This window comes from Rhodococcus sp. 14-2470-1b (assembly GCF_002259415.1).
Taxonomy (GTDB): Bacteria; Actinomycetota; Actinomycetes; order Mycobacteriales; family Mycobacteriaceae; genus Rhodococcoides.
The window spans coordinates 16,219-40,623 of record NZ_NPFY01000046.1; the positions used below are offsets into that span (position 1 = coordinate 16,219).

Here is a 24,405-nt window from a genome sequence, read left to right on the forward strand (position 1 = left end):
CGCTGGAACGCCGACCCCCGTCGCCCCACCCGGGCCTGGTAGTCCGTCCGCGCTACATCGGCATTGCCGTCACCCACACCAGGAACGGATTGCTCACGCGTCGGCGCGACGATGACACGTAACCACTTCGGCCTATCCGTCAAGAAATCCTGACGAATAGACCGAAACGATTGAACGCGCCATAAATGCTCAGGCCCCGGCTATCAGTCCAGACCGAATCCGATGTCCCGACCAGGTTCGTTGGGATCCGGAGGCGGGAGTTTCCGATCTCGGTCCGGGCGGCCGGTGCCGGGTTCGCGGTGTTCGGGTGGGGCGGACAGTCCGCGACGGGGCCGATCCGGGTCGACTGCCTCGACGCTCGACGATGATGCGCGCTGCAACGCTTCTACTTCGGCCTGACGCATCATCGCGCGGACGTTGTCGGCGCTCCCCATCCCGAGTTCCTCGACGTACGCCGGGGTGGGGTTGAGCATCAGCGACCACCCCGGCTGTCGTCCCTTCGCTGCTGCGCGTTCGGCACGGGCAGCGTCCCGGGCGACGGCTTCGGGACTGGTCTCGGCCTCCTTGATCTCCCGCCGTAGCCGGGCGACTTCGTTCGAGAGATCCTTCAGCTGAACGGCTTTCGGAAAATCGGATAACTCGACCAGTTCGAGGTCGTCGAGGCGTTGCTCGTCTCGATCGAGTGAACGTTCGGCTTTCGCCAGGTCCGTGTCGACGGTGTACGCCATGTTCTCCACCCGCGTGAGCAGGCCGAACGCATGTTGGCTGCGGTCACCGTCTCCGATCCTCGGATACAGATCGTGCGCTTCGATCACCTTCGTCGACGACCCGAGCCCGGAGAACGACAGATACAGCGCACTTGCCTGTGCCGGGCGAGAGGCCTCGATCGGGAATCCGCTCATCTCCGCGATCACCATCGATTTGGCCAACCCTTCGCCCTTGAGGGCCTGGTAGGTGCCCTGCAACGCTATGGCCATCGCATTCGCTGCGTCGCTGCGTTTGTCGTAAAACACCCCGCGGATGGTCATGCCGGGCCACTGCTCGACCTCGCGCCGGCCTTTGAGGATCGGTGCTGCTTCGGTCAATTGGGCAACCCGCTGGCGTCCCCGCGGTACTTCGCGGCGCAGCCGGTCGCGGTCACGTTCGATGGAGCGTTGCTCGGCGAAATGCGAATCCGCCTCGGACTGGAGCTCCTGGAGCTGGGAGTCCAGTTCGATCTGCTGGATGTACCGATCATCGCCGGTGGCGAGGGCTTTGGTCATGGCCGAGTTCTCGGCGAGCGAGTCGCTGTCGAGATCGACCACGCGCCGCATCGACCGGTCCGCTTTCTTGAGCTGTTCGATGAAGTGTGCCTTGCGGTGCACGGTCTGCCACATGACGGTGTCGAAGGTCTTCTCGGCGACGTAGTTGAATACCTTGACATGGGCGTTCTGGTTGCCCTGCCGGATGATTCGGCCCTCACGCTGTTCGAGGTCGGCCGGTCGCCACGGCACATCGACGTGGTGCAGCGCGATCGCGCGATCCTGAATGTTGGTGCCGGTGCCCATCTTCTCCGTGGACCCGAACACCACCGACACCCGTCCGGTGCGGCACATCTCGAACAAGCGGGCCTTCTCCGACGGCTTCGGATAGTCGTGGACATAGGCGATCTGGGTGGGCTCCATGCCGCCGGTGAGCAACTCCTCCCTGATCCCCTCATAGATCGACCACGACCCGTCGGCTTTCGGGGTGGATCGGTCGCAGAACACGATCTGCAACGCACCCGGTATCGGCTGCGGTTCACCGGAGGCATCGAGGTAGACGTTCTCGCTCGATTCGTTGTGCACCTGAAGAATTCGTTGCGCAACGATGTGCGCGCGCGAATGCTCCGGCGGGGCCGGGTCCATGTGCGCGACCCTCGGGTCGAGGGTGGCGTTGCGACCGTCGTTGGCGACCTTGAGGGCGTTGTCGAGATCAGGCCGTTTGACGTCGGCGTGATCGGCCCGGTAGCCCAGATCGGCGATGAAGTCCTGCACTTCCAGCGCCGGGGTGAAGGTGACGTCGGTGTTGCGGCCACCGTCCTTGACCGGCAGGTTCGCCGGCACCTGATCACGAGTAACGGCGTCGGTGTACACGCTGGTCATGCCGATGAGATCACCGACGTTGGTGAATTCACCGACCCGGGTGATGGCCCGCAGTCTCGATCCGGACGAGTTCAGCTCGACTCGTTCGACGGTGTCGGTGAACGTCGCCCCCCAGTCGTTGATCGAGGCCACCCCGGCGTCCTCGAGGAGATCCGGACGCAGGTAGTGCTGCATCACCCACAGCTCGGCGAGCGAGTTCGCGACCGGGGTGCCGGTGGCAAACGTGGCCACACGCTCGACGTACTCCTCCGGCGGGATGCCCTTGGTGATCGCTTCCTCGCGGCGCATCGACCGCAGATAGTTCAGCTTGAGGTCCATGTCGGTGGCCCGGTGCGAGCCTTCGTTGGCGAGCTCGGTGACCCCGGATGCGCGGGCGAGGTTCTTGAACTCGTGGGCCTCGTCGACGAACAGGTAGTCGCAGCCCGATGCCTCGAACGTCAGCCCGCGATCTTTCCCGGCCTGTTCGAGAGCAGTCGCGAGCTTTTCCTCGAGCCTGGCCTTCATCGCTTCGAGCCGTTTCTTGGTCTGACGTCCCTCGACATCGCCCAGATCTGCATCGATGGCCTGGACCTGGCTGCGGATGTACTCGGCTTTCGTGCCGGGATCGACCCCGATGGAGGAGAACGCCGACCGAGGCACGATGACCATGTCCCAGTCCTGTGAGGCGGACTGTGCGACGAGCAATCGGCGCCCTTCGGCGTCGGTGGCCGCCGATCCGGAGAGGATCCGCGCACCGGGATACCACTGGCCGGCTTCGCGGACGACCTGGTCGATGATGTGGTTGGGCACCACCACCCACGGCTTGTCGGCCAACCCGAGGCGCTTGAGCTCCATCGCGCCCATCAAGATGGTGCCGGTCTTTCCGGCCCCGACGACGTGATCGAGCAGCACCGTCGGCTCGGAGACGATCCGCGCGGCGGCGTCGCGTTGGTACGGGTACGGCGAGAACTTCTCACCCAGGCCGGGGAAGTCCATGTGCGCACCCGAATGTACTGGTGCGACAAGGGAGTTGAACTTGTCGTTGTAGATGTCGAGGAGCTGTTCGCGGCGCACCTCGTCGGAGTGCAACGCCCACTGCCCGAATTCTTGGGACAGCCGCCGCGCCTTCGACTGCGCCGCGCGGGTAGCGGCATCGTGAATGCCCGGTGCCCCGGCACTCTCGCGGAACTCCTTGGAGGTGGCGATCTCGATCGGGTCGCTGTTGAGCAGGTCGGTGAGCAGTTCCTGCCACTCGTAGTCACCGGAGCGCATTCCGGCGTTGCCGATGCCGCGGTCTTCGGCGGGCCGGTGCTCGAAGTTGTACTTCGTCGACCACGATCCACGTTTGGGTACCAGGCCCCACTTGAGGTGCTGCTCGCCCACACCGGGGTAGGCCTCCACCGATACCGCCCAGCGCCCCGATGCCCGCTCGATGGTGACCGGGACATCGGCCGGCACCTCGAAGGTCTCGCGGACGAACTGGGTGTAGGTCTCGATCGGTACCCACGGCGCACCGAGGGAGACATCGACATCGGTCTTGCGCGGAGGGATGACCGCGGTCAGTGCGTCGACGTTGGCTTGGTAGCGGGGATCGAGGGCGGCGATCTCTTCGGCGTCGGCGAGTTTGGTGCGGACATTGCCCGACAGATACGTCGACGATGACACCCACCGGGTCGGGTCGGTCAGCGTGCGGAAAGCACGTCTTTCCATCTGTGTCTCGGCCTGCTCGACGGTGGTGCCGAGTAGTTCGGCGATCCGCCCGACGTCGAGGCGGGCTTGCTCGTCGAGGCTGATGGCCATCGCCTCGTCGACCGTCTCGGCGTGGCTGCGCAGCTCACGCGAGTGCAGGACGTCGGTGTGGAAGATCGCCGCCTTGCGGGCGGTCATGGTCTCCTCGTCGAAGTGCTCGAGGGAGAGCACCGCTGCGAACGTCGGATCGGTGCGCAGGGCCTTGCCGAGATGGCTCTGCAGCTTGGTGGGCTGGCGGGGGTTGATCCACGCATCGTCGGAGAGCCGGTCGTAGACGTCTTCGGGAACCTCTCCGGCATACGGATCTCCGGCGATCCCTTCGTCCTTACGCCAGGTGTCGATCAGCTTCGCCAGAGCGGCGTCGTGCTGCGATTCGGTGAGGTCCTTGGGTATCGACATCTTGAACCGGTTGATCGGGCCGTAGCGGGCAACGTAGGCGTCGTACTGCTCGCCCAGGATCTCCCGCAAGGCTTGGCGCTGACTGGGGTCGGTGGGGCCGCGTTGAGCATCGATCAGGGCATGGGTGGTGTCGCGGAGCGCGAGCAGCTCGCCCCATTCGGCGACCTGCTTGGCTCCGCGAGTGTTCACCGCCTCCCAGTCGCGGGAGTTCCAGCGTTCGATGGTCTCCATCTGCGCGTCGTGCCGCAGCGTTCCCACCGCGAGCTCGTCCTGCGCCGGTCCGTTCCCGATCGCCAGCAGTCCGCGCTCGAAGTCCTCCCGGGTGGGCCCGAGGGTGTCGCGCCACGATGCGGTGAGCCTGAGCCCGTCGGTCTTGGCGACATCGACGATCGCGGTGAGTCGATCGTCGACCAGGGAAGCGAGGTCGACGTCGCTGTCGGGGGCGTCGACGGACAGAGTCTCGTTCCCGTACTGGCCGTGCCCGACCCGCAGCTCACCGAGCACCCATTCCGGGTGATCGGTGTAGACGGCATTGATCGGCACACCCTTGTCCTCGCCGGCATCATCGAGTGCAGTGGCGTTCTCGAGCTGCAAGAACCGCTCGGTCAGCGGCGCAGGCTTCACCCCGTCGGCACGGCGACGCAACACGAGAATGTCGGTGACGACCTCCGTCCCAGCGACACGCCGAAACGCGTTGGACGGCAACCTCACTGCCCCGACGAGGTCGCCGAGGGCGGCAATGTCGCGGCGGGCACGCTGGTTCTGCGCGTCGAGGGTGAAGCGGGAGGTCAGGACGGTGACGTACCCGCCGGGTGCGGTCATCGCCAACGATTTGACGATGAAATGGTTGTGGATCGAGTGCTTGGCCTGGTTGTGAACCGGGTCGTAGAGCCGATAGTCCCCGAACGGGACGTTGCCGATCGCCGCAGTGAACGAGGACGCCGGCGCGGTGGTCTTCTCGAATCCCTCGCCGCGGATCTGCGCCGACGGATTCAACGCGGCAGCGATCGCGGCAGTGGTGGCATCGAGCTCCACCCCGACCATCTGCGCCGACCCGGGGGAGTGGGCGATGAATGTTCCCGACCCGCAACCTGGTTCGAGAACACGGCCACCGGAGAACCCCGCCCGGATCGTCGCCTTCCACATCGCCGCGGCGATCGCCGGGTCGGTGTAGTGAGCGTTGAGGATGGTCCGCTGCGCCTGCGCCCACGCGGTGTCGTCCAGCAGCGAGCGGATCTGCTCGCGCTCGGCCGCCCAATCGTCGCGGCGCGGGTCGAACACCTGCGGTGTCGCACCCCAACTCGACCACCTGGCCAACACTGCCTGCTCGTCGGCGGTGGCATAGCGATCCTGCGCGGTCACAGCCGCCAGTACCCGTAGGGCCTCGATGTTCGCTGCCACACGGGCTTTCGCTCCGGAGGGCACCAGGATGTCGGTGCCGGGCCGGAAGTCCACGGGCTCGACGTTCCACAGACGTTCGGCGACGGTCTGCGTGTCGACCGGCATCCCTTCGGTGGTGTCCGGCACTGCGATCTCCGGGGAGACGGGGACAGTCTCGGATACCGGCACAGTCGTCTCCGGCACCGGTTGGGCTGTGGGGGAGTCGATCTCGACGCTGGGCGGGGGAGTGCTCTGCGCGCCGAGGAGTTGGTCGACGCGGCGACCGTCGACGGCGATCAGGTGCCGACTCTGGTTGCCGTAGCTCACCGCTGCAGCGTGATCGTCGGGCCCGAGAGTCTTCTGATTCTCTTCCGGAATCAACGACACATCACCCGCACGCCGCAGCTCCATCAACGCGCCGGTGACCTGGTCGGCGGTCAGCGTTCCGTCGAGGTCGGCGCGGATCCGCGCCAGCCGCACATACGCCTCCTCCTCACGCGCCAACCGGCCGTAGGCATCACGCACCAACTCTGTCGCCGACGGAGCCTGCACTGGAACGTCGACGGCGACGTCCGGGGCGACCTCCGGTTCGGGCTCGAGCACGCGCGTCTGCCGAAATGCGGCGTCGGCGGCGAGGATCTCCGGATCGACCGGTGCCGGGAGCGGTGTGCCGCCGATCTCGGTGCCGGCCGGGTCGATCGGTGCGGCCCCGTCGGCGTCGAACGAGAACAGATCCAGTTGGGCGTCGGATTCGCTGCGGCGGGTTACTTTCCGCTTGCCGCGTGCTCGGCCACTCTCTCGTCGAGCTGGCTGGTGAACGATGGATACAGCGGGTGGCTCTGCGATGTCGGGTAGGGCTCGTTGTCCTCGATCCTCGCCGCTATCAGATGCGCTGCGTAGTAGAGGAACTGCACCGGTCGGCCCTTCCACAGTTGATCGGTCAGCCGGTCCGCTTCCTTGTCCGGGTCCGCGCAGTTGAGCGGGTTGCGCCAGCGCTCCGGATCGCTCTTGTGGACCTGAATCCGCGCCTGGTCCCGTTCCGCTTCCGCTTCCGGGCTCTCCTGGTCCGGTGGGTAGGCCTCCATCTCCGGCGGGAGCTGGCCGTAGATCTCCTCGTTGATCACGAAGTCCGTCGCCTGCGCCCACGCCTGGTTGATCATCCCGACGTTCTCCATGTACGGGGGCGGCTGGCCGTTGTCGCGCATGTAGCGTTGCAGCACTTGCTGTTCCATGACGATCTTCATGTTGTCGATCCGCTCCGCGATCCGCTCGCTCTCGGTCTCGAGGAACGCCTGCTGATCGTCCGGGCTCAGCTCCTGCGGCAATCCCTGGTGCTCCAAGTAGAGCTTCATTATCTCCTGCGTTATCGGGTCGATCATGGGTGTCACTGTCCTCTGTCTCGGCGAACAAATCGAGTTGGAAATCGTCGGAATCTTTGGCCACGGTGTGCGCTCCTGAAGTCGGGCGAGACGTCTGTGCGACCCGCACTGCCCGGGAACGGGCAGGGATCGTTAACGTCGTCGTCGGCCGGAGACGCACTCTCCGGCCACATCGGACCTGGTGGGTCTAGCCGGACCCACCAGGTCCCCTCGGTCGATCGAATCGGTAGTTGTGTCAGGCTCCACCCAAATCGTCAAGATATGTTGACGATTTGGGTGGAGCGTCAGTCGAGCCCGTCGAACCAGCCCGCTGGGGGCAGAGTCAACGTTCGTCGTAGCGGCGGGGTCGTGACGTGCTTGTCTCTGCTGCACAGATACATCGGGCCACCGTCCGGATCGAGCAGTACTCGCAGCATCGGGTCGGCGTCGTGGATCCACCAGGCACTCGGAGCCCCGAGATTTTCGCTCGCTTCCGCGCCCTCCCACGCCAGCCACAGATCACGCAGGCGTCGCACCACTTCGTCGTGTCGCCACCACTCGGGACAGAACACTCGCCCGCTTTTACCGGCGGTGCCGCTGAGCTTGCGGGTGATCAAAGTCGCGAACCAGGTGTCGAACCAGTCGAACATCGACTCGTACTGCCGCTCCGGTGCCGACGGCTCCTCGTCCGGGCCGCCCTCCGCCGGGTCGAAGTCGTCGAATGCGGTCACAGGCTCCGCCGGGTCGAAGTCGTCGAATGCGGTCACAGGAACGGCTCCTCGTCGATCTCGGTGACCTCGTCGAGGTCGATTGCATCCTCGTCGAGGAGGATCTGTGACTTCTCAGGGATTCCGTATCGCTCGGCAGAGGCGGTGATGGCGTCGGCGTTCGGGCCGTCGGACCAGTACAGCTTCTTCATCAGCACCGGCCGGTTACCCGAAATCTGCACCAAGGCTCTGGTTTTCGGGATCGCGGCAAGGTCGTCGACGGTCATGATCGGTTCCTTCGACCAGGACTGCGACTTCGAGGTCGAGCCGCTGTCGAACATGCCGCCGGCCCGTGAGGCCGACCAGCGTTCGACGTCGTGATCACCGACGAGCGCGGACAGGTCCGACAGGGTGGTCTTGTCCTTGATTCCGCCGCCGTACCAGAGGAAGTTTGCGGCATCCTGGAGTTGCTTGACCCCGTCCTGGCCCCAGACCTTCTGAGCCTGGGAGAGGTTCTGCACGATCGTCATCAGGCAGATCCCCTGCGAGCCCAGGTGGGAGTACCAGGCGGGGAGCTCGGGGAGGCGGCAGACGTTCGCGGCTTCGTCGAGGATGCACAGCATCGGGACCGGCATCCGGCCGCGCGGGCTGCGGCGAGCGGTGCGCTGAGCGGCGTCGATGATCGACCCGATCAACGCCGTGGTCAGCGCCGACGACGAGTCCGGCCCTTCCTTCGACAAGGCGTAGAGCGTGTCGGTGCTGGTTACGAACTTCTCGATCACGAATTCGCGCATCGAATGTGGGTAGCGCACGCCCCTACCGATGTCGGTGTCGAGTACCGCGCCGAGCGAGACGTCCACACGCTCGGGTGGGAGCACGCTCATCACGTAGGTCTGCTCCTCGAGCAGCCCGATGAACCGGCGAGCCATGTCGTACAAGCCATCTCGCTGGCGCGGGTTGAGGCCGCGCACCGATTGCAGCCGCATCGCGACGATCTGGTGGTTGTGTTCCTCGAGGATCTTCTGGGGGAGTTCGTTCTCCTCGTCGGAGAGCCAACCGTAGACGTGCAGCAGATCGCCACCCGCACACGATGCCGCCAGAATCATCTGCGCGAGCAATTCCTGTGCACCACCGTCGAAGTAGGCATCGACGCGAGCCGAATCATCCTTCGACGCGGCAGCGAAGTAGGAGGCGAGCTTGCGGGCCGCGACGATGGAGGTGACCCCGCGCAGCGGATTCCACCAGAACCCGTCACCGCCGGTGCGGGGGCCTTCGGCGATCGCCTGTAGGTCGTAGCGCCACACCGCGCCGAGCTCCTCGCGGACTCCACGGGTGAGATCGTGGCCGTCACGTTTGTTCGAGGTGAACATTGCCGCGCCCGGCGCGGTGCACAAGGCGTCGATCGCCATCGCGGCCGTCTTACCCATACGAGGTCCGGCCAAGGCGAACATCATGTCCTCCCAGGACATGTACACCTTCTGGTTGCCTTGGACCGTGCGTCCGACGATGACCCCGATGTCGGCGTCGTCGAGGGTGTCGCGGTTGGCCAGATCCGACCGCAGCGACTTCGCTCGATCACGGGCCTGCTTGCCCGTCACCCCGGTCAGCTTCGACGTCGACCCCATCAGACGAGCCTTGGCATCGACATCGTTCTTCCCGCCGCGTGACGCCCGAGCGGCCGCAGCGACGCCGGCGAGACCGGAGCCGATGATCACCGCCAACACGAAGATCACTGTCGACACTGTCGGCCACGTCAGCTTCCCGCCGGCCACGGAGAACAGGGCCTGAAACGGGTTCCCGGGGATCGACTCACCGGTGTCGGTGAACGCGTGCCCGAGCCAGAGCGATCCGTATCCGAGGGCGATCAGCACGATCACCAGCGATATCGCGATCAACGGGAACATCGAGGACTGTGTGCCGGCACCCTTGGCGGTCGGCCTTTTGGTCACCATGCGTCCACACCACCCTCGACGGCCGCGTCAACGCCGCGGTCGAGCTCGATGACCTGCGCGACCCGGTCGGTGATGTCGACGACCGAACCCGACGACTGTTCCTGGCGCGGTGTCTCTCGCAGCAGGTCGACCAGCCTCAGGGGTTCGACGTCGGCGGAGGTGGAGGACACGTCGAGGGTGTGTTCAGCAATGTCGTCGAAGTCGAGGCCATCGAGCTCGGCGGGCAACTCCAGAGCATCCATCGACAGACCAGGACGGAGCACCGCGTCGTCGATACCGTTGTAGACCAACCGTTCCCGCCAGGCATCCTCGTGCACAGCCGTCCGATTGACGGTGGCGTCCGCCCACTCCTGCTGAGCCGGGTCGGTGAAGGTCTGTGCGGCGATCAGCTCGTGCGCGACACCGGACGCGGCGAGATACGCCGCCGCCCGCACCAACAACACGTCGGTGTCGAGCAGACCGAACGCGCGACTGTCACTGCGCGGCTCGTAGGAGTACGAACGACTGCGGATCTCCTCGCGGCGCACGTTAGCCCGGTCGGGCAGGCTGCGGCGGCGAGCGGCAGCCAGGGTGGCGCGGCGACCGCGTTCGTAGGCGGCGGCAGCGATCTGTGAGCGACGCTGCAGCTCAGCGGTCGAGACGGTGTTTGTGGTCATCGACAGTCACCACCGTCGGCATGGGTTGGGACTTCGGATGTGCTCGTGGGGAGCGGGTGAGGAATCGACATGGAGGGCCTTCACTGGGAGCGTCGGCCAGCCCACAGCACGATGACACCGGCACCCGAAAAGAGGTGCGGTGCAGCGCTGTTGCTGGATGGACGCTCGACCGTGACCCTCATCGACGGTCGAACATCATCCACAATAACTCATCGACGCCGTACCCGGGAACGGTGGCTAACCAGGTCGAGGATTTCGAGAATCGAGCAGAATGGCCCCGAGAAGAATCCCGGGGCCGTCCATTCTGGATACTCACCGTGCCGACAAACGGGGTCGGTCAGTTGGTTAGCAGATCATCCGCCGCAGATGTCGCGCATCCGAGGAACGTAGAGGCAATAAGGCCTTGCGGCGATACCTTCGCGAACGGGACTACGGCGACCGCCCATGCGCCACCCCTGACGCAGGCCTGGATCCAGCTGGCGATCTCGGGGCTACCGGAATTCCCTGGAATCCAGTGCGCAACGCCGTATGAATTGCATCCACCACCCATCAGGCCTTCACCGCTCAGGGCCTTCACTGTGCACTCGCGGCCGTAGTAGCCCGCACTCTGGTCCTGCGCTTGGGCGGGAACATCCGCGACAAGTTGACCTCCGACGAAGACGCCGGCACCCATCATGATTGCGGTCGCGGCTGTCGCCGCTACTGCCTTGCTGTCTCTGATCGAGGTGAAGCCCTTCATCGAGATCACTCCTTCTGATCGGTCCGGTTGCTGCTCGACGATTTCCACACAACCATCGGATTCGTCCATCCAGGTGGTCTGAGCAGTGAATCTGGAAGAATCGGAAAACGGGTGGAGCGAATAGGGGGCTGGCATGGCAGCTGAGATGCGATCGAGTTCGGAACCGGTGGTACCGGATCCAGAGCACACGGAGGAGTCAGACCCCGCAGAACGTCTACTGCGCCCGTTCCGTCGAGCTCTGCAGGACCTCAATGGCGAGAACAGGACAGTAGAGGCCTTGTCGAGAGCGGCGAAAAATGCAGGGCGCACCCCGAACAGTAAATCGACGATGCACGCAGTTCAGCAATGCGTCCGACTGCCCGCCGCAGGTGCAGTTGCCGCCTACGTAGCGGCCGTCACCGACGACAATGCCGCCCTCGTCGAGAAATTTGTCGAGCGGCGTGACTCGATCGCTGCCGAACTGAAGCCTGACACTGCTTCTGACGAGATCGAGCCCTCATCGGGTGGGCAGTGGTCACGTCGTCGTCTCGCTGCGCTGGTCGCGGGTACGGCAGTCGTGACGGTAGTCGTGACGGCTGTCATTACAGCGTTGATCACCGCGGCGGTGGTTGGGCCCGACACGGAAGAACCCACAGCCGAAACAGGGGCGGCACCCCAAACGGGGGACGACCCTATCTTCAGCGGATGCAGCGCGGACGCCGTCCGCGCGAACGCACCGCAGACCGTCGAAGGGATGAGTGTCTTCGTGATCTACTCCCCGGCCTGCAACGCCGTGTGGGGCAAAATAGAACGAACGGATGGGGCGGGTGCTGGTGACTCGATCTCGGTTGTCACCTACCGGGGCAACGATCCGACCAGAAGTGATACGCAGCGCGCCGTCGAACCAGGTGTTGGCAACGCCTATTCACCCCTGATAGTTCGCTCCGGAACCGAGCCGATCTGCGTAACAGGGTCGGTGACCGTCGACAACGGTGCCCGCACTATCAAGCTTCCAGAACCGCAATGTACCTAGCTGGCCGCTCTTGGCAAGATGCGCAGCCGCTTCGTCCACGGAGATGTTCAGGTCGGTGACAACAAGATGTCGATCGACACCGTCGCCCAGCGCGCATCGCAAGCGATCTCGTTTGGCCTAGCAGCGTTCAAGGAAATCTTGCTTCGTCCCGACCTAGCTGAAATTCCGGAGTCGAAGCCCCGTGCCCAAAAGGTTCTCCTGAGTTTTGAACCCGGGATTGGGGCACGCCCTGGCTCTGTGTCTTAGGGCTGGCTGTGCCTTGAAAGCGCTGGCCCCGGCTAGCGAGGCCGCCGTCGCAGCACGTCTTGAACGGTTTCCATCGAGGAAACCCAGGCGTGTACCTCGCTGGAGCGCCATGCCAGTACATCCATCATTCCGTGGTAGCACGCATCTAGGTCGAACCGGGAAGCGTCGGAAATCGATTCGTGGTGGCCCATGCGGTTGCGAATTCTGCGGACCCGTTCGTATCTGATTCGCAAGGCGTTGCGATGATCGCGCGTGGGTTGTGACGAGTCAAGATTCGGGAAGGCGGCTTGGAGGTGAGGGTTCCAGAAGTCACGATCGTGCGCTTGGGTGAACATCTTCTCCCAGAACACCATCTTCAGCTCAGGAATGACTTTGCCTGGGGTGGTGTGGATTCTGCTCTGCTTCTGCAGGTCGTTCCGGGGGCCATAGCCGATCGGCTTTCCGGTGATCCGGTCTTTCGGTGTCGGTGCCAATCTGGAATGGAAGGATGGCTCGTGTGTCCATTTCTGCCCGTGGACTTCGCTCACTGCGTCGCTGACCGCGTTCCGTACCGTTACCTCGAATATGTGCATGACAGTCCACATCGCCGATGCAATTTCGGTGTTCCACTGGTACAACCGAAGGGCTGCGCTCAACGGTTGTTCGCCCTGTTCGCAGGCGATCAGGGGAGGGGCGTACGACCCAACTCGGCCAGGTGACAGGCATTTTTCTATCTCCTGCGCCACAGCGGGGGTCATTGCGTTCGACGCGGTAGACATGTACGGTGTTTATCACAGAGCCACTGAGGATCGCGGGCTTAGGCCTCCCTCTAGGACATACGATTAGAAGAGAACCCCCAGAGCATCAGCTCTGGGGGTTCTCTTGTTTGGCGTAGGGGCAAGAGTGCATTCGACGAAGTCGCGAGGTGGGGCAGCCGCGGATGACGACCTCGATCGCATCAACTCCGACTTCACATTGTTTGCGTAAGGCCGAGTTTGCTACCGGCCGACGGCCCGTTGGCGCAGCTCAGACGCTTTTCTGCTTAGGCGGTTGGCCTTCACGACCAGGATGCTGCCCTCCGTGGGAGTAAGCGGACTGAACTCGGCCACTCGTGCCGATTTCAGGACCCACTGTTGGGTTCCTGGTTTGGTGGGGTCAAGTATGAAGACGCCGTGGGCGAGTTGGTTGCGTTCGTTGAACACTGGTTGCGCGTCGGCGAGCAGCGCTCGGACGTCCTCGGCGAGTTCTGTATCCATCGCCCGAAGCTGGCTCTTGCAGAGTTTTAGCGCGGCACCGGAGGTCTTCGCGACATCGGTCCAGTCCTCGGTCCATAGCTCGCCGTTCTTGGTGGCCCAGCCGATCATCCCGATCTGGATCTCGAGCAGAGAGCAGGCAGTCATCACTTTGCCGAGCCATTCGTAGTGATCAGCGGGCGGTGTGGGCGTTGGTGGCGGCATGGTGGGACTCTTTCGTTCGACGCAAAGGGCCAGGTTAGATCCCGACTGAACTGGCGTACAGCAGTTTTTGTGTTTGAGCCGCCTCGAACTGATGTCGAGGCGATAGTTCGCACCCCAGGCCGGCCCCGAAGAGCGCAGTGTCGGGGTGGCCGCATCGACGACGCCCAGCTGGCCTTCTTCTGATCCCGCTGCTCGAACTGTTCCGAATCGGTGAGAGCACGCGATCCCGATCTAGCGCATGGCACCGACATGATGGGCGTATCCGCTCGGCCTGCGGCTTCGCGTAGGAAAGAGGCGAAGCCGTGCGCCGTACCGCCGTGGACCGGCAGCATGGCGGGCATGGGCAACGTCATCGAGTTCGAGCCGCGGTTCTCCCTCACCGATCGGCAGCGGGAGCTGATGCGGATACACGCGTGGGTGTGCGCCGACAGTGCGTACGACGACATCGAGGAACGCGGCGACGATCCCGTCGTCACCACCGAGTGGTGGAATCTGTTCGACCGCCTTCCCGGCTGCACCTACAACGAGTCCGCCCTGTGGCGGCGTCAGATGGCCCGATCGTTCGACGACCTGGCCGAAGACCTCGACGCCGGCCAGCTTCCCCGACCCCGCACAATGGCAGAGCAACTGGCGCTCATGATCGTCATCGTCCATGCCTCAGCTGCTCTGTCCGATGCTGAGTTCGGCGACGACGTTGCCACGCTGCCCACCCACCCGCGAGACAGCGACTGGGAGGCCGTGTCGGACGGTCTGATGGAAGATCGTGACGCAGACGCGTTCTACCACCCCTCCACCGCAGCACAGTGGCTACGGATCTTTCCTTGCGATACGTGGTTCACACCCCGGTACGGAGAGGCTCCCCGCGATCCCCGACGAGGGTTTCGACGCTAAGCATAGGTGCCAGTGTGGCCGCATGATCAAAGGAGATTAAGTAAATGGCGCATCGTCATCACAAATGGTTGACCGATGTATCGAAGCAGATGCATAGTGACTTCGAGGAGGCTCATGCGGAAGCATCTAAACGTGGCGGTGCCCAGCAATCAGGGCATAACAGCGAAGCGGCATGGGTAGCATTTCTGAAAGATTGGTTGCCTCAAGGATATGGTATCGGAACTCGAAAATATATCTTGTTCGAGACCGACCCCGGCGACGGATCGGAGGTGTCTGCGGAAACGGATATCGTTGTTTTTCACCCCTCGTATCCCAAGGCGCTTCGTGACCGTCCTAACGTTCTCCTGTCGGGAATCGTTGCAGCGTTCAGTGTCAAGCTGACCCTGGACAAGGCGGGGATTCGGGAAGCGGTGAAGGAGGCAGCCAGGGTAAGACAGGCGGCTAAGTTCCGGTCTCACGATCTCAGAGGCAAGCTCCTCCCGCCGTTCCTCTACGGCATTTTGGCTCACACGCATTCATGGAAGACAGCAACATCGAGGCCGGTTGAATCGATCACCGCGGCGCTGAGTGAACTTGATTCCCAATTCAGCAACGAGCCGCGTGAGGCTCTGGATCTTTTATGTGTTGCCGACCTGAATTATTGGTCGAAGCAAATCCACCTTGTGACGCCGGAAGTCGCTGCAGTGTTGCCTCCGAGTGTAGCCGCGCCGGGAGGGCATATTCAATATTCGTTTCTTAATGTCGGACACGATCAATCTATAAAGGACGCTACTTCTCTCAAGTTGCCGCCGGTGGCATTCCTCATCGGTCTGCTGTACGAGAAACTGAGTTACTACGATGACTCTCTGTCGGCTATGGCAGATGGGTTCCGTCTCACTGATATGAGTTACTACAGCCTGTCCCAATCGGCCACCAACCGCATATTCCCACCTGCTTCGATTCTTGGGGAGTCGGGACTGGAAGGGTTCAACGAACTCTCCATCCTGCAACGGATCTACTGGTAACGGCCTAGTGGTCGTGATACGGAGGTGCTCGCAGTCGCTACGGCCCCGTGTGCGTGTCGCAGTCGCGATTGTGCGTCGCCGCGGTCTGAGACTTCAGGTGCGGTGTAGTTGGCGGTGGGCCTTGAACGACGCTGCGCGGGCTGGGGTGAATGTCGGGCACGGCGATCCGATGAGCTCGGCCCCGGGCGTTCGCGAGCGCGTCGACGGTGGTGGGCCGTCGTTCGGCGATGGTCCCACTGGCGTCGACTGTGATGTAGCCGTGCTCGAACAAGGCATCGCACCCGAGTAGACATGCCAGCATTGCCACGTTCGGGTAGCCCCACCGTTCCTGCTTCGTCAATGCGCGCGGGTTTTGATGTGGCCGGCTACGAGCAGCGGTACCCACTACTAGTTCAGGTCGCCCACCCACTCGATCCGATCCCGTCAGCAGCCGAAACGTACCGTGAGCGCCATATCGGGTCGCGGCGGTGTCAGAATCACGGGCTCTTTTGCATGGGTGAGTGAATGCAGTTGCGTGTGCGCCATCCTGTAGAGGTAGTCCTATGAGAACGCAGGAGGACTTCGAGAACTGGGACAGCTTCGTCGAAGAGCAGGGGGTGGAATACCGCACCCAGGCTCACGAGCTCGATCGACGGTACGGCTCGGACTTTCTGCACTTCGTCTGTGCATGCGACTACGAGTACGGCTTCCATAACGTCGTTCCCACGGAGCAGCAGCGAACTGTCGTCGCCGAGATCTACCGGCGCTCTGAAGCTTTGGCCGAGATTGCCAACCACCACGAACGCCGGATTGCCACAGCGCAAGAGTTCGGAGGGTACGTCGACGAGCTCACCAGTACCCGGTCGACAGCTTGGCACCGATCATGCGGCGGGACGGTCCCCGATCTGGTCGACGATGGGAGTGCCGAGGCGGCGCTGCAGCTGCTGGCTGGAGATCTTGAAAGCGTTAGAAGTCAAGCACGTGCGCTGAATTAACTATGCGCAATCTGTACCGCGATGTGCCTGGACGCGTACGTCGCGGACCAAAAAGTGAGACCAAATCCGGCGACGAGAACACCTAGAATAGGTGCAGCATATCCAGCGTCGTTGTCGGACTGATCCACGCCCCCTGAGATGGACATCCCACCTAGGAGCAGAAGACCTATCCCGATGACTGCGGCGAAGATTCCTATCCATCCGACGACGCCAGCAAGCAGGTCAAGGAGTTGATCTGCACCGACGGCAATCAACGCAATCAGCAGGCCTGCAACGAAGAGTGCCGTAATAACGGCAGTCTTGGCTGCCGGATTCCACGCTGAAATCGAGAATGCATTATTCAATACATCAATTATTCCTCCCGTTTCCGCAGGAAACGGAGACAGTCCTTTCGGGTGCGGGGTGGACATCAGTTGAATAAATGCATAAAGACACGCCACGGAGAGAGAAGCGGACACTACGAACTGGAGAAAGTGAAGAAATATGAGTGGGATACGATCTGCGGCTACGTCACTCAGTCGGTTCATCTGCGCAGACACAGACCTGAACAGGTCGAGCCAACCAAGCGCGGCCAGGACCAGTGAGAACAGGGTAATCAGCACAGCGGGGACGCCAGCTAACTTCAGCAGTCCAAACAAAAGACTTTCCTAGGAGAGGTCCACGAGATTTCCTATTCGAGATCATACTTCACGTAGTCATCTGCGGATGCGCGTTGAATTTATACCACTCTGCTGGCGTGGCGTCTCTGTAGTAGCCCATGTAGCCATCGTGTTCGCGGTCCGTAGAGGAGAGCAGGACCGCCGCATTCGTTCTGCCCGCCTCGATGTCGGTGGACCGTAAGCTCCGCGATGGACGTGGCAGAGGCGAAGCTTCCGCTCGTGCCCTAGGTGATGATTGACGAGGTGAGTTCCGTGATGCGCTGTGCGGCCTCTTGACTGATTTCTGCGCGCACGTGCGTCGCGATGGGAACGAGCGCCTGCTTGATCCAGGCAAGGCCTCTGCGCATTCCCTTAGCGATGACACCGTCGATATCTTCGATCACATCCGCTCTGACGAAGTCGTCGACCGGAGCGGTTGCCACCGATTCACGGATCTGCTGCAGAGCTTCGAGCGCCTGCTCGATTGATATTCCAGACGTCACATTGGACGTAACCGTGTGGCCGGAGCCGCCAACTACCTGGTTAGCGATCGTGCCGTAGTTGTTGGCGGTGTTCGTGGTGACCGTTCCTGCTGCCCGACCGTTCGGATCGCTGATCGGACTGTCGGCGCGCAAGGCCGCCCGCCCACTGGGCTTCAGCTCCAAGTGGAAGAATTTCCCGTCGGCTCTAGTGTGGCCGGTCAGGCGGTTCGCGTCGACGAGTTCAGATGCGGCTTCGTCAAGCTCGGACTTGGTCAGAGACCCGGTGAAGTCGTGGGCCATCGGGTCGGTGGCCAAGCCGTCTAGCGAGTAGTTGGTGCGCAGCCATTCGAGGACGCGGCGTTGCGCCAGTTCCGCTCGATAAGCTCGGCGGACTTGGCGAGCGACAGTCATTCCGTGAGGTGTGAGGATGAAGTCGAAGTCGCCGTCTTCTGTGCCGTTCATGGTTAACGTCTCGGCGATAAGGCCTTGGCTGTGTAGCTCGTCGTAGATGGAACGCGCGTCGGTTCTGACTACGACATCTTCTGGAAGTGCCGCAGCTCGCGGGTTGTCGGCCAGCCATCGCAGCGCCCGCATCGCTTCGAAACTCATTCTCATTCGATCGACTGTAGTCAAGGGAAGGTGCGGGCGTAGTGCCTTGAAAGAACGTGTGTCGGGTGTCTGCGCCTTCATTCCCGGCCGCCTATTGACCGGTCCCTTCATCGGAAGTCGAAGCGCTTCTGTCTGGGGCGTCGACGGGGTTGAGTGACGGTGGTGGCGGAAGGTCGACGTATGAGCGGAGCTTGAGAATAAATGATAGTGACAATCATTGCCGATAATATAGATTATGTCGGGTATAGCTCTGCATATTGCATCTGATGAATCATTTCGCTCCAGCAAACTGACTGCGCGCATCTCGGGTGAAGCACGAAATCAGTTCAGCATGAGGATGTTACGTGCTGTTTGGAACGCCGTCCGTTCGGACGTCCTTCTCAATGAATTGTCAGCCTGTAGTTCTCGCTGTTCAACGTCATTCTCTGGCAGTGCTATTGACAGTGATGATTCATCTGATGAATCATTGATTCGTTGAACGAGACGGTGAAGGGATGTCATGGGGGTCGACAGGAGCGGTCGCGTAGTCCTAGTCGAGTCGGTGACGCCTCTGCATCCCGAGGAGCAAACGGTCGAGGAGATGCTCACGGGATGGCGGAACCAGCAGCTGTGCCGAAATCTGCAGCTCGGGACCATCGAGCAACGACAGCAGGTGGTCGTGCGGTTCATCGATTACACCAACGAGTTCCCGTGGGCATGGACGCCGGCCATGGTCGAGGAATACTTCGGAGACCTTCGCTCGATCCGACGAATCGCGCACTCGACGATCCGCAGCTATCAGACCTCGCTCAAGCTGTTCTGCTCCTACATCAGCAACCCCGAATACGGGTGGGATCGCCTGTGTGAGAGTCGTTTCGGTACGCACCCTGCTCAGGTGTTCTTCGAGTGGAACACCGCAGCACACGTCCAGGACAACGAGCAGACACCGGCCAAGCGTGCCTTCACCAAGACCGAGCTGCAACTGTTGTTCGACCACTCCGACGCCCAGGTCGAGACGATCGGAGCGACAGGGCGCAAGGGGTGGCTGCCGGCGTACCGTGACGCGGTGATGCTCAAACTCGCCTACTCCTACGGGCTGCGGTTCAACGAAGTACGTCACCTGCAGACCGTCGACTTCGCCCGCAATCCCCACGCACGCGAGTTCGGCCGCTTCGGAGTGGTCAACGTGCGTTACGGCAAAGCCACACGCGGGTCACCCCCGAAACGGCGTAGCGTCCTGACGGTTTTCGACTGGACACCTGAGATCGTCGAGGATTGGCTCACCCACGGCCAGCCCTATCTCGATGCGGGACTCGATCTGTTCCCGTCCGAACGTGGTGCGCTCGTTGCCGAATCGACCCTGATACGTCGGTTCCGGCGTTACTGTACCGAGCTGCGGCTCTCCCCCGGGCTGGACCTGCACTCACTGCGTCGCTCGTACGCCACCCACCTGATCGAAGACGGCTGGGATCCGCTATTCGTGCAACAGCAGATGGGTCACGAGCACGCCAGCACCACCTCCCTCTACACGTGCGTGTCGAGCGACTTCCGCACTCGAACATTGCGGCGAGCGTTGGATGCGACCGTGAGCGACGCTCTCGGTATGGAAGGAGAAATCTCGTGAAACGCACCGTCGACTACACCTGGCGCCTACCCGAGCTGATGGCCGCACACGGTATGCACAACAGCACGGACCTCATCCCCCGCCTACTCGAACGAGGAATCGCCCTCTCCCGTCCACAGGTCTACCGCCTCGTCACGCAACGACCCGAACGTGTCTCGCTGCAGATGATGGCAGCGCTCTGCGACATCTTTGGTTGCGGAATGCAGGACCTGGTCACCGTCACCGCAGCTGACGAACGCAAGAAGCGAACTGCAACTTCATCGGCACCGAACGTCGTCGAGCTCAACAAGACAGTCCGACCGCGGCGCGCCCGGGTGGTCCGCGATGACCATTGAGATTCGACCCCGCAACACCGTTCGGGGGCGACCGAGAACCGGTGGCGGATTCACCTGCGATCGATGCGGACGTGAGGCCGGTAAACCGCGCGTGCGCTGGCCCGACGGGAAGATCTGCGGAACATGCTTCCACGCAGCAGTGCGCATCCACGGATACTGCGCAGCGTGTGGTGTCGAGCGAATGCTTCCCGGACGAGTCGAGGACAGAGCGGTCTGTGTCGACTGCGCCGGTATCGAGACCGACTTCCACTGCACCCGGTGCGGCACCGAAGCCGAGCACTACAGGCGCGGCATCTGCGCACGCTGCGCCCTCCGCGACGACCTCACCTCGCTGCTTCTCGACAACCCCGCCGATCCTGCCGCAATGCACACACTGGTGGGCATCTTCTGCGCCGTGCACCGCCCCGAAAGCATCCACACCTGGAAACGATCCGCCAAGGTGCACGAGCTGTTGCGCCAGCTGGCAACCGGTCAGATTCCGATGACCCACGAAGGCCTAGACAGCGTCGGCGACGATCGCCGCACAATGCACCTGCGGGGAATCCTCGAACATCACCAGCTGATTCTGCCGCGTGACCGCTACCTCGCCCTCTTCGAGGACTGGATCGCCGCAAAGATGACCGCCATCGATGACGGCTCGGTTCGGCGCTACGCCGAACAGTTTGCGACCTGGCACCACCTCAAACGAGTCCGCGCGATCGCAGCCGTAGGCAAACCCACCCGCGGACCTGTCCACGCCTCCAAACAGGACATCACCGAAGCCATCAAGTTTCTGACCTGGCTCCACGACACCCAAAGCCGCACCGCCGCGACATGCCGCCAACTCGACGTCGATGAATGGCTCGCCACCGGACCCACCACACGCCAGTTGATTCGAACGTTCTTCGTCTGGGCAAAGAGAACCCGCATCAATCGGTCGGTGACAATCGCGCACCGCTCCCCCGCCCCGACAATCACTTTCACCCAAGACGAGCGACTGCACTGGATCCGTGAACTCCTCACCGGCAGCAGTGAATCGCTTCCGTATCGAGTGGCCGGCATTCTTCTCCTGCTCTACGCCCAACCGATGGTCAAGATTGCCGCACTCCGCACCGATCAAGTCACTACCGACACCGACGGACTGTGGATCACCCTCGGTGCCGAACCAGCCCCGGTACCCGAACCCTTCGCGGTGCTTCTTCGAGGTCATATCGCCTCACGCACAACGCAACTCACCGGTACTGACACCGGCTGGCTGTTCCCCAGCGTCCGCACCGGCCGCCACCTGCACCCCAACACGATGATGGGCCGAATCCGATCATTGGGAATCAATCTGCTCGGCGCGCGCACGACGTCGCTTCGTACCCTCGTCACCCAGGTGCCACCGCCGCTCGCCGCGGAAATGCTCGGATACAGCTACTCCGTCGCCCACCGCCACGCCGAATTGGCAGCGCAGCCGTGGGCGCGGTACTCCGCGCAGCGGAAGTAGTCTCCAGCTCGGGTGACCACCGTCAAGCTTGCCTATTTGTGGATCGGCGGCGTGGGCGCTGCCACATCGAATGAAATTCACCATTGCCTGCGATTGCGTTCGAGAAGGTCGGCGGAGCGGGTAGTCGGGCATTTGGGTTTGGGTTGTATTCGAGCGTGTATATGGTGTCGGACTTGAGAGCCATGCGGTTGGGTCTGTGATGCAGCACCCCAGACAGCCAGGCGTATCGCGGATTTGCCCACATCCGTTTCTCGATCGTGAGGCCGAGAAGGTCCCATGTGTCAGTGAATTCCTCAGACCCAGTGGAAATTTGGGGTGCGGTCGATGCAAGTGCGAGAAAATGCGGTGAGGTGGGGTCGTGCTGTCGCTTCTTTCGGTCAATTGATTTGCGAAGCGATTCGAAGGCGGCGGCACGGTCATCGTCGTTGAAGCAAGGGTTGACGGAGTACCCGAAGGCGTGGCCGATGGACGGGCCTGAGGTGAAGGGTAGCCCGCCGTTAGCGTCTACTGCGTCCCAGTCGATGTTGCTGTCGTCTGCGAAGTGGAGCATGGGTCGCCAAGTCGCCCGGATGGGTCGTTCTGCGGCGTCGGGGGTCGTCGTAATCTGACCAGAATCACTGTTGCACACCATGTCGCAGAACTCATGGCTCCACAGTGTCGACACCAGGTCTTTGGGCGATCCGATCGGCAGTTCGACACGAATGTTCCGAGCAACGTCGCGTTTGCGCATTCGCGCGGAGAGCGTTGTACTGATCATGTTGCTCATCCGCTGCCAAGCCGCGTAGGCCTCCCAGTGCCATACGGTCACTTCTATCGTGACAAGACCTTCAGGCATCCGAAAGCCGTAGTCAGGGGACATCGGCTGGTTGCCTTTGCTGGGCCTCCAATCGCTCGGAACCAGTGGCTCGAGCAACACCGGAGTCATGCGTAACGCGAGGACACTGCCAACCTCGAGTTCCGCAAGCGCCTCCTCGTACCCGTGGTCATCAACCGGGCGCAGCACGCTCTTGATGCGCTGAATGATTGTCCGCCCGACCCCCGGCGAGACGTTCCCCGCGAGACGTTGCAGCATGTCAGCGATATTTATCAAGTAGTTCGTTGATTGTCCGTATCCGACGCCCCGCCAATGGTTGCCGAGCGGACCCACCGGGTCCTCCGCCCAAGCCACATCATCGACGAACTCGAGAACTTGCCGGTAAAATTGCTGTACTTGCACGACTTCTTCTGGGCCACCTTCGCCCAGGTTTGCTGCCTCGGCGAGCGCCACAGGGTCGCTGTTGTGGAAGTAGTTGTGCGGCGGATCTTCCGGGGTGCTCACGGACGGTGGGTCTGCGGAATCGGGGTCTGACGGCATGCTGAAGGCTACCGGGATTCCTTCGGGTAATGCACTGCGACCGGGGCCGCGTGTCGGGTCACTGCGTTGCGGCGAGTCCGCCGGACCTTCGTGGTGAGCGACGGGTCTACTTTCGTAGCCGTTGCGCACCCGGTGCCTTCGGCCCAGTACGTCGGCGGGGTTCGACATTGGGAACAAGGTCAAGGACAGGCTTCCGCAACCGATGCAGTTGGAGAAGTTGTCACGAAGCGCGGTGAGTTCTTCGATTTGTTCGGTGAGGTCGTCGCGCCACTGCCGCGAAATCCAGGTCGAAATGCGTGCCGTTCTTGACCTCAAGTGCGCTTCATGTTGTGAAATGCCGTCATGAACATATCCAGCACGAGCACTGGCGACATCGATGAACTGGTTTCCCTTGTGGCAGAACTCGAACGCACGCAACGTGCAGAGGATGTCGATGCATTCCTGGCACTGTTCGACGATGACGCAGTGTGGGTCACGGCCGGTGGAGCCCGGCTTATCGGCAAAGCGACCATCGCAGCTTTCACAAGAGAGGTGCTACCTGGCGCGTTTGCCGACGGCAGTGTCCGATACGACGTCGAGCACGTCAGATTCATCACCGACGATGTTGCTTTGACAGGTGTGAACCAGGAATACCTGACCGCTGGTGGGGACTCACTGTCCCCACCTCGAAAGGGGAAGCCGACCTATCTCTGGCATCGACACGATGGTCGGTGGCTCATTGCAAGCGGACAGAACACAGCCGTCCCGATTGCCTGAGTCTCTGCTGCACGCCTTTCCGACAGCATTGTGCTAATTGACCGAACTCCCAAGTCCGGCCACTGCGAGCGAAACATCTCCTCCTGGGCAGTCGAAAAGGACCCGATCCATTCATCCATCCTCGAGGCGGGATGGAATCACGACTGTGTCGCCGTAGCTGCAGCATCGTCGAATGCCTTGCGGGCCCGGGCGATCGCGACTCGGTGCTGCTCGGTCCAACCGACGAGGGCCTGAATCGTCCCCAGCAGTGTGCGGCCGAGGTCGGACAATCTGTATTCCACGCGAGGCGGAATTTCGGGATACATACGTCGGTGAATCAACCCGTCACGCTCGAGATTGCGCAGGGTAACGGTCAACATTCTGGTACTGATGCCGTCTATCTCTCGGCTCAGTTCGCCGAACCGAAGAGTTTTTTCGTCCAAAAGCGCGATAACCAGCAACGACCACTTGTCCGCTACGCGGTCGAGTATCTGGCGAACTTCGCAATCTTCACGCGAGTCCCATTGGAATGCATCGCGTCCATCACGGCAGCAGTCGTCGTCTACCTGGTCGCTT

At 62.3% G+C, this 24,405-nt stretch carries 21 protein-coding genes; 8 read left to right on the plus strand and 13 right to left on the minus strand.

Features of this window, described 5'->3' with window-relative positions:
* Positions 1 to 203: 203 nt before the first annotated feature.
* From CH293_RS27480 to CH293_RS27505, 6 genes are all read right to left on the minus strand, one after another.
* Complete coding sequence (locus CH293_RS27480) at positions 204 to 6,233, minus strand: helicase-related protein (RefSeq protein WP_255123016.1); 6,030 nt, start codon at positions 6,231 to 6,233, stop codon at positions 204 to 206.
* A 161-nt stretch (positions 6,234 to 6,394) separates the two neighbouring features.
* A complete protein-coding gene (locus CH293_RS27485; protein WP_094722042.1) occupies positions 6,395 to 7,009 on the minus strand; it encodes a hypothetical protein in 615 nt (204 codons plus the stop codon).
* A 284-nt stretch (positions 7,010 to 7,293) separates the two neighbouring features.
* Positions 7,294 to 7,755, minus strand: a complete 462-nt coding sequence (locus CH293_RS27490; protein ID WP_094722043.1) for a DUF4913 domain-containing protein — start codon at positions 7,753 to 7,755, stop codon at positions 7,294 to 7,296.
* Positions 7,752 to 9,647 (minus strand): type IV secretory system conjugative DNA transfer family protein, encoded by a 1,896-nt coding sequence (locus tag CH293_RS27495; protein ID WP_094722044.1) that lies wholly within the window; start codon positions 9,645 to 9,647, stop codon positions 7,752 to 7,754. Before CH293_RS27495 ends, CH293_RS27490 begins: the two co-directional genes overlap by 4 nt.
* Complete coding sequence (locus CH293_RS27500) at positions 9,641 to 10,303, minus strand: TraI DNA relaxase (RefSeq protein ID WP_094722045.1); 663 nt, start codon at positions 10,301 to 10,303, stop codon at positions 9,641 to 9,643. Before CH293_RS27500 ends, CH293_RS27495 begins: the two co-directional genes overlap by 7 nt.
* Positions 10,304 to 10,640: 337 nt before the next feature.
* Complete coding sequence (locus CH293_RS27505) at positions 10,641 to 11,042, minus strand: hypothetical protein (RefSeq protein ID WP_141217249.1); 402 nt, start codon at positions 11,040 to 11,042, stop codon at positions 10,641 to 10,643.
* 328 nt (positions 11,043 to 11,370) lie between these two features.
* Between CH293_RS27505 and CH293_RS27510 the strand changes: the two genes are divergently transcribed.
* Entirely contained in the window at positions 11,371 to 12,054 is a 684-nt protein-coding gene (locus CH293_RS27510) for a DUF2690 domain-containing protein (RefSeq protein WP_176460148.1), read from the plus strand.
* Positions 12,055 to 12,332: 278 nt separating this feature from the next.
* On the opposite strand, the gene CH293_RS27515 is transcribed toward CH293_RS27510, so the two are convergent.
* Both CH293_RS27515 and CH293_RS27520 read right to left on the minus strand, forming a co-directional pair.
* A complete protein-coding gene (locus CH293_RS27515; RefSeq protein ID WP_141217250.1) occupies positions 12,333 to 12,827 on the minus strand; it encodes a hypothetical protein in 495 nt (164 codons plus the stop codon).
* Positions 12,828 to 13,277: 450 nt separating this feature from the next.
* Positions 13,278 to 13,736, minus strand: coding sequence for a hypothetical protein (locus CH293_RS27520; protein ID WP_141217251.1), 459 nt, complete (start codon positions 13,734 to 13,736; stop codon positions 13,278 to 13,280).
* Between the two features lie 210 nt (positions 13,737 to 13,946).
* Here CH293_RS27520 and CH293_RS27525 point away from each other — a divergent pair, with 210 nt between their 5' ends.
* Both CH293_RS27525 and CH293_RS27530 read left to right on the plus strand, forming a co-directional pair.
* Positions 13,947 to 14,627 (plus strand): hypothetical protein, encoded by a 681-nt coding sequence (locus CH293_RS27525; protein ID WP_141217252.1) that lies wholly within the window; start codon positions 13,947 to 13,949, stop codon positions 14,625 to 14,627.
* A 44-nt stretch (positions 14,628 to 14,671) separates the two neighbouring features.
* On the plus strand, positions 14,672 to 15,631 hold the full coding sequence (locus CH293_RS27530) for a DUF6602 domain-containing protein (protein WP_141217253.1): 960 nt from the start codon (positions 14,672 to 14,674) through the stop codon (positions 15,629 to 15,631).
* Between the two features lie 37 nt (positions 15,632 to 15,668).
* Here the strand turns inward: CH293_RS27530 and CH293_RS27535 are convergent, their stop codons facing one another.
* A complete protein-coding gene (locus CH293_RS27535; protein ID WP_141217254.1) occupies positions 15,669 to 15,971 on the minus strand; it encodes a hypothetical protein in 303 nt (100 codons plus the stop codon).
* A gap of 202 nt (positions 15,972 to 16,173) precedes the next feature.
* Between CH293_RS27535 and CH293_RS27540 the strand changes: the two genes are divergently transcribed.
* A complete protein-coding gene (locus CH293_RS27540) occupies positions 16,174 to 16,605 on the plus strand; it encodes a hypothetical protein (RefSeq protein ID WP_094722053.1) in 432 nt (143 codons plus the stop codon).
* Here CH293_RS27540 and CH293_RS27545 read toward each other — a convergent pair.
* Together CH293_RS27545 and CH293_RS27550 are read right to left on the minus strand one after the other, a co-directional pair.
* Complete coding sequence (locus CH293_RS27545; protein ID WP_141217255.1) at positions 16,602 to 17,207, minus strand: hypothetical protein; 606 nt, start codon at positions 17,205 to 17,207, stop codon at positions 16,602 to 16,604. The two genes, CH293_RS27540 and CH293_RS27545, sit on opposite strands and share 4 nt — an antisense overlap.
* A gap of 281 nt (positions 17,208 to 17,488) precedes the next feature.
* Entirely contained in the window at positions 17,489 to 18,340 is an 852-nt protein-coding gene (locus tag CH293_RS27550; protein ID WP_141217256.1) for a hypothetical protein, read from the minus strand.
* A 493-nt stretch (positions 18,341 to 18,833) separates the two neighbouring features.
* Here CH293_RS27550 and CH293_RS27555 point away from each other — a divergent pair, with 493 nt between their 5' ends.
* The 3 genes from CH293_RS27555 to CH293_RS27565 are packed head-to-tail and all read left to right on the plus strand — an operon-like array spanning position 18,834 to position 21,740.
* Positions 18,834 to 19,937: a site-specific integrase gene (locus CH293_RS27555; protein WP_094722056.1), complete on the plus strand. Its 1,104-nt coding sequence runs from the start codon at positions 18,834 to 18,836 to the stop codon at positions 19,935 to 19,937.
* Positions 19,934 to 20,272, plus strand: a complete 339-nt coding sequence (locus tag CH293_RS27560) for a helix-turn-helix transcriptional regulator (protein ID WP_094722057.1) — start codon at positions 19,934 to 19,936, stop codon at positions 20,270 to 20,272. Before CH293_RS27555 ends, CH293_RS27560 begins: the two co-directional genes overlap by 4 nt.
* The gene (locus CH293_RS27565) at positions 20,262 to 21,740 is read left to right on the plus strand and encodes a recombinase XerD (RefSeq protein ID WP_255123014.1); all 1,479 of its coding nucleotides are present in this window, start codon (positions 20,262 to 20,264) and stop codon (positions 21,738 to 21,740) included. The genes CH293_RS27560 and CH293_RS27565 overlap by 11 nt, the downstream gene beginning before the upstream one ends.
* A gap of 22 nt (positions 21,741 to 21,762) precedes the next feature.
* Here the strand turns inward: CH293_RS27565 and CH293_RS28435 are convergent, their stop codons facing one another.
* Complete coding sequence (locus tag CH293_RS28435) at positions 21,763 to 23,511, minus strand: hypothetical protein (RefSeq protein WP_217900796.1); 1,749 nt, start codon at positions 23,509 to 23,511, stop codon at positions 21,763 to 21,765.
* Here CH293_RS28435 and CH293_RS28870 point away from each other — a divergent pair.
* Positions 23,437 to 23,850 (plus strand): SgcJ/EcaC family oxidoreductase, encoded by a 414-nt coding sequence (locus CH293_RS28870; protein WP_094722059.1) that lies wholly within the window; start codon positions 23,437 to 23,439, stop codon positions 23,848 to 23,850. The two genes, CH293_RS28435 and CH293_RS28870, sit on opposite strands and share 75 nt — an antisense overlap.
* A gap of 137 nt (positions 23,851 to 23,987) precedes the next feature.
* Here the strand turns inward: CH293_RS28870 and CH293_RS27580 are convergent.
* On the minus strand, positions 23,988 to 24,405 hold a 418-nt coding region (locus tag CH293_RS27580; protein WP_217900798.1), incomplete at its 5' end, for a helix-turn-helix domain-containing protein.

Bases quoted from the DNA above. Each gene is read 5' to 3' on its own strand.
- CH293_RS27485 (WP_094722042.1), bottom strand. From the start codon at position 7,009: ATGATCGACCCGATAACGCAGGAGATAATGAAGCTCTACTTGGAGCAC.
- CH293_RS27495 (WP_094722044.1), bottom strand. From the start codon at position 9,647: ATGGTGACCAAAAGGCCGACCGCCAAGGGTGCCGGCACACAGTCCTCG.
- CH293_RS27500 (WP_094722045.1), bottom strand. From the start codon at position 10,303: ATGACCACAAACACCGTCTCGACCGCTGAGCTGCAGCGTCGCTCACAG.
- CH293_RS27505 (WP_141217249.1), bottom strand. From the start codon at position 11,042: ATGAAGGGCTTCACCTCGATCAGAGACAGCAAGGCAGTAGCGGCGACA.
- CH293_RS27510 (WP_176460148.1), top strand. From the start codon at position 11,371: ATGCACGCAGTTCAGCAATGCGTCCGACTGCCCGCCGCAGGTGCAGTT.
- CH293_RS27520 (WP_141217251.1), bottom strand. From the start codon at position 13,736: ATGCCGCCACCAACGCCCACACCGCCCGCTGATCACTACGAATGGCTC.
- CH293_RS27530 (WP_141217253.1), top strand. From the start codon at position 14,672: ATGGCGCATCGTCATCACAAATGGTTGACCGATGTATCGAAGCAGATG.
- CH293_RS27540 (WP_094722053.1), top strand. From the start codon at position 16,174: ATGAGAACGCAGGAGGACTTCGAGAACTGGGACAGCTTCGTCGAAGAG.
- CH293_RS27550 (WP_141217256.1), bottom strand. From the start codon at position 18,340: ATGAGAATGAGTTTCGAAGCGATGCGGGCGCTGCGATGGCTGGCCGAC.
- CH293_RS27555 (WP_094722056.1), top strand. From the start codon at position 18,834: ATGGGGGTCGACAGGAGCGGTCGCGTAGTCCTAGTCGAGTCGGTGACG.
- CH293_RS27565 (WP_255123014.1), top strand. From the start codon at position 20,262: ATGACCATTGAGATTCGACCCCGCAACACCGTTCGGGGGCGACCGAGA.
- CH293_RS28870 (WP_094722059.1), top strand. From the start codon at position 23,437: ATGAACATATCCAGCACGAGCACTGGCGACATCGATGAACTGGTTTCC.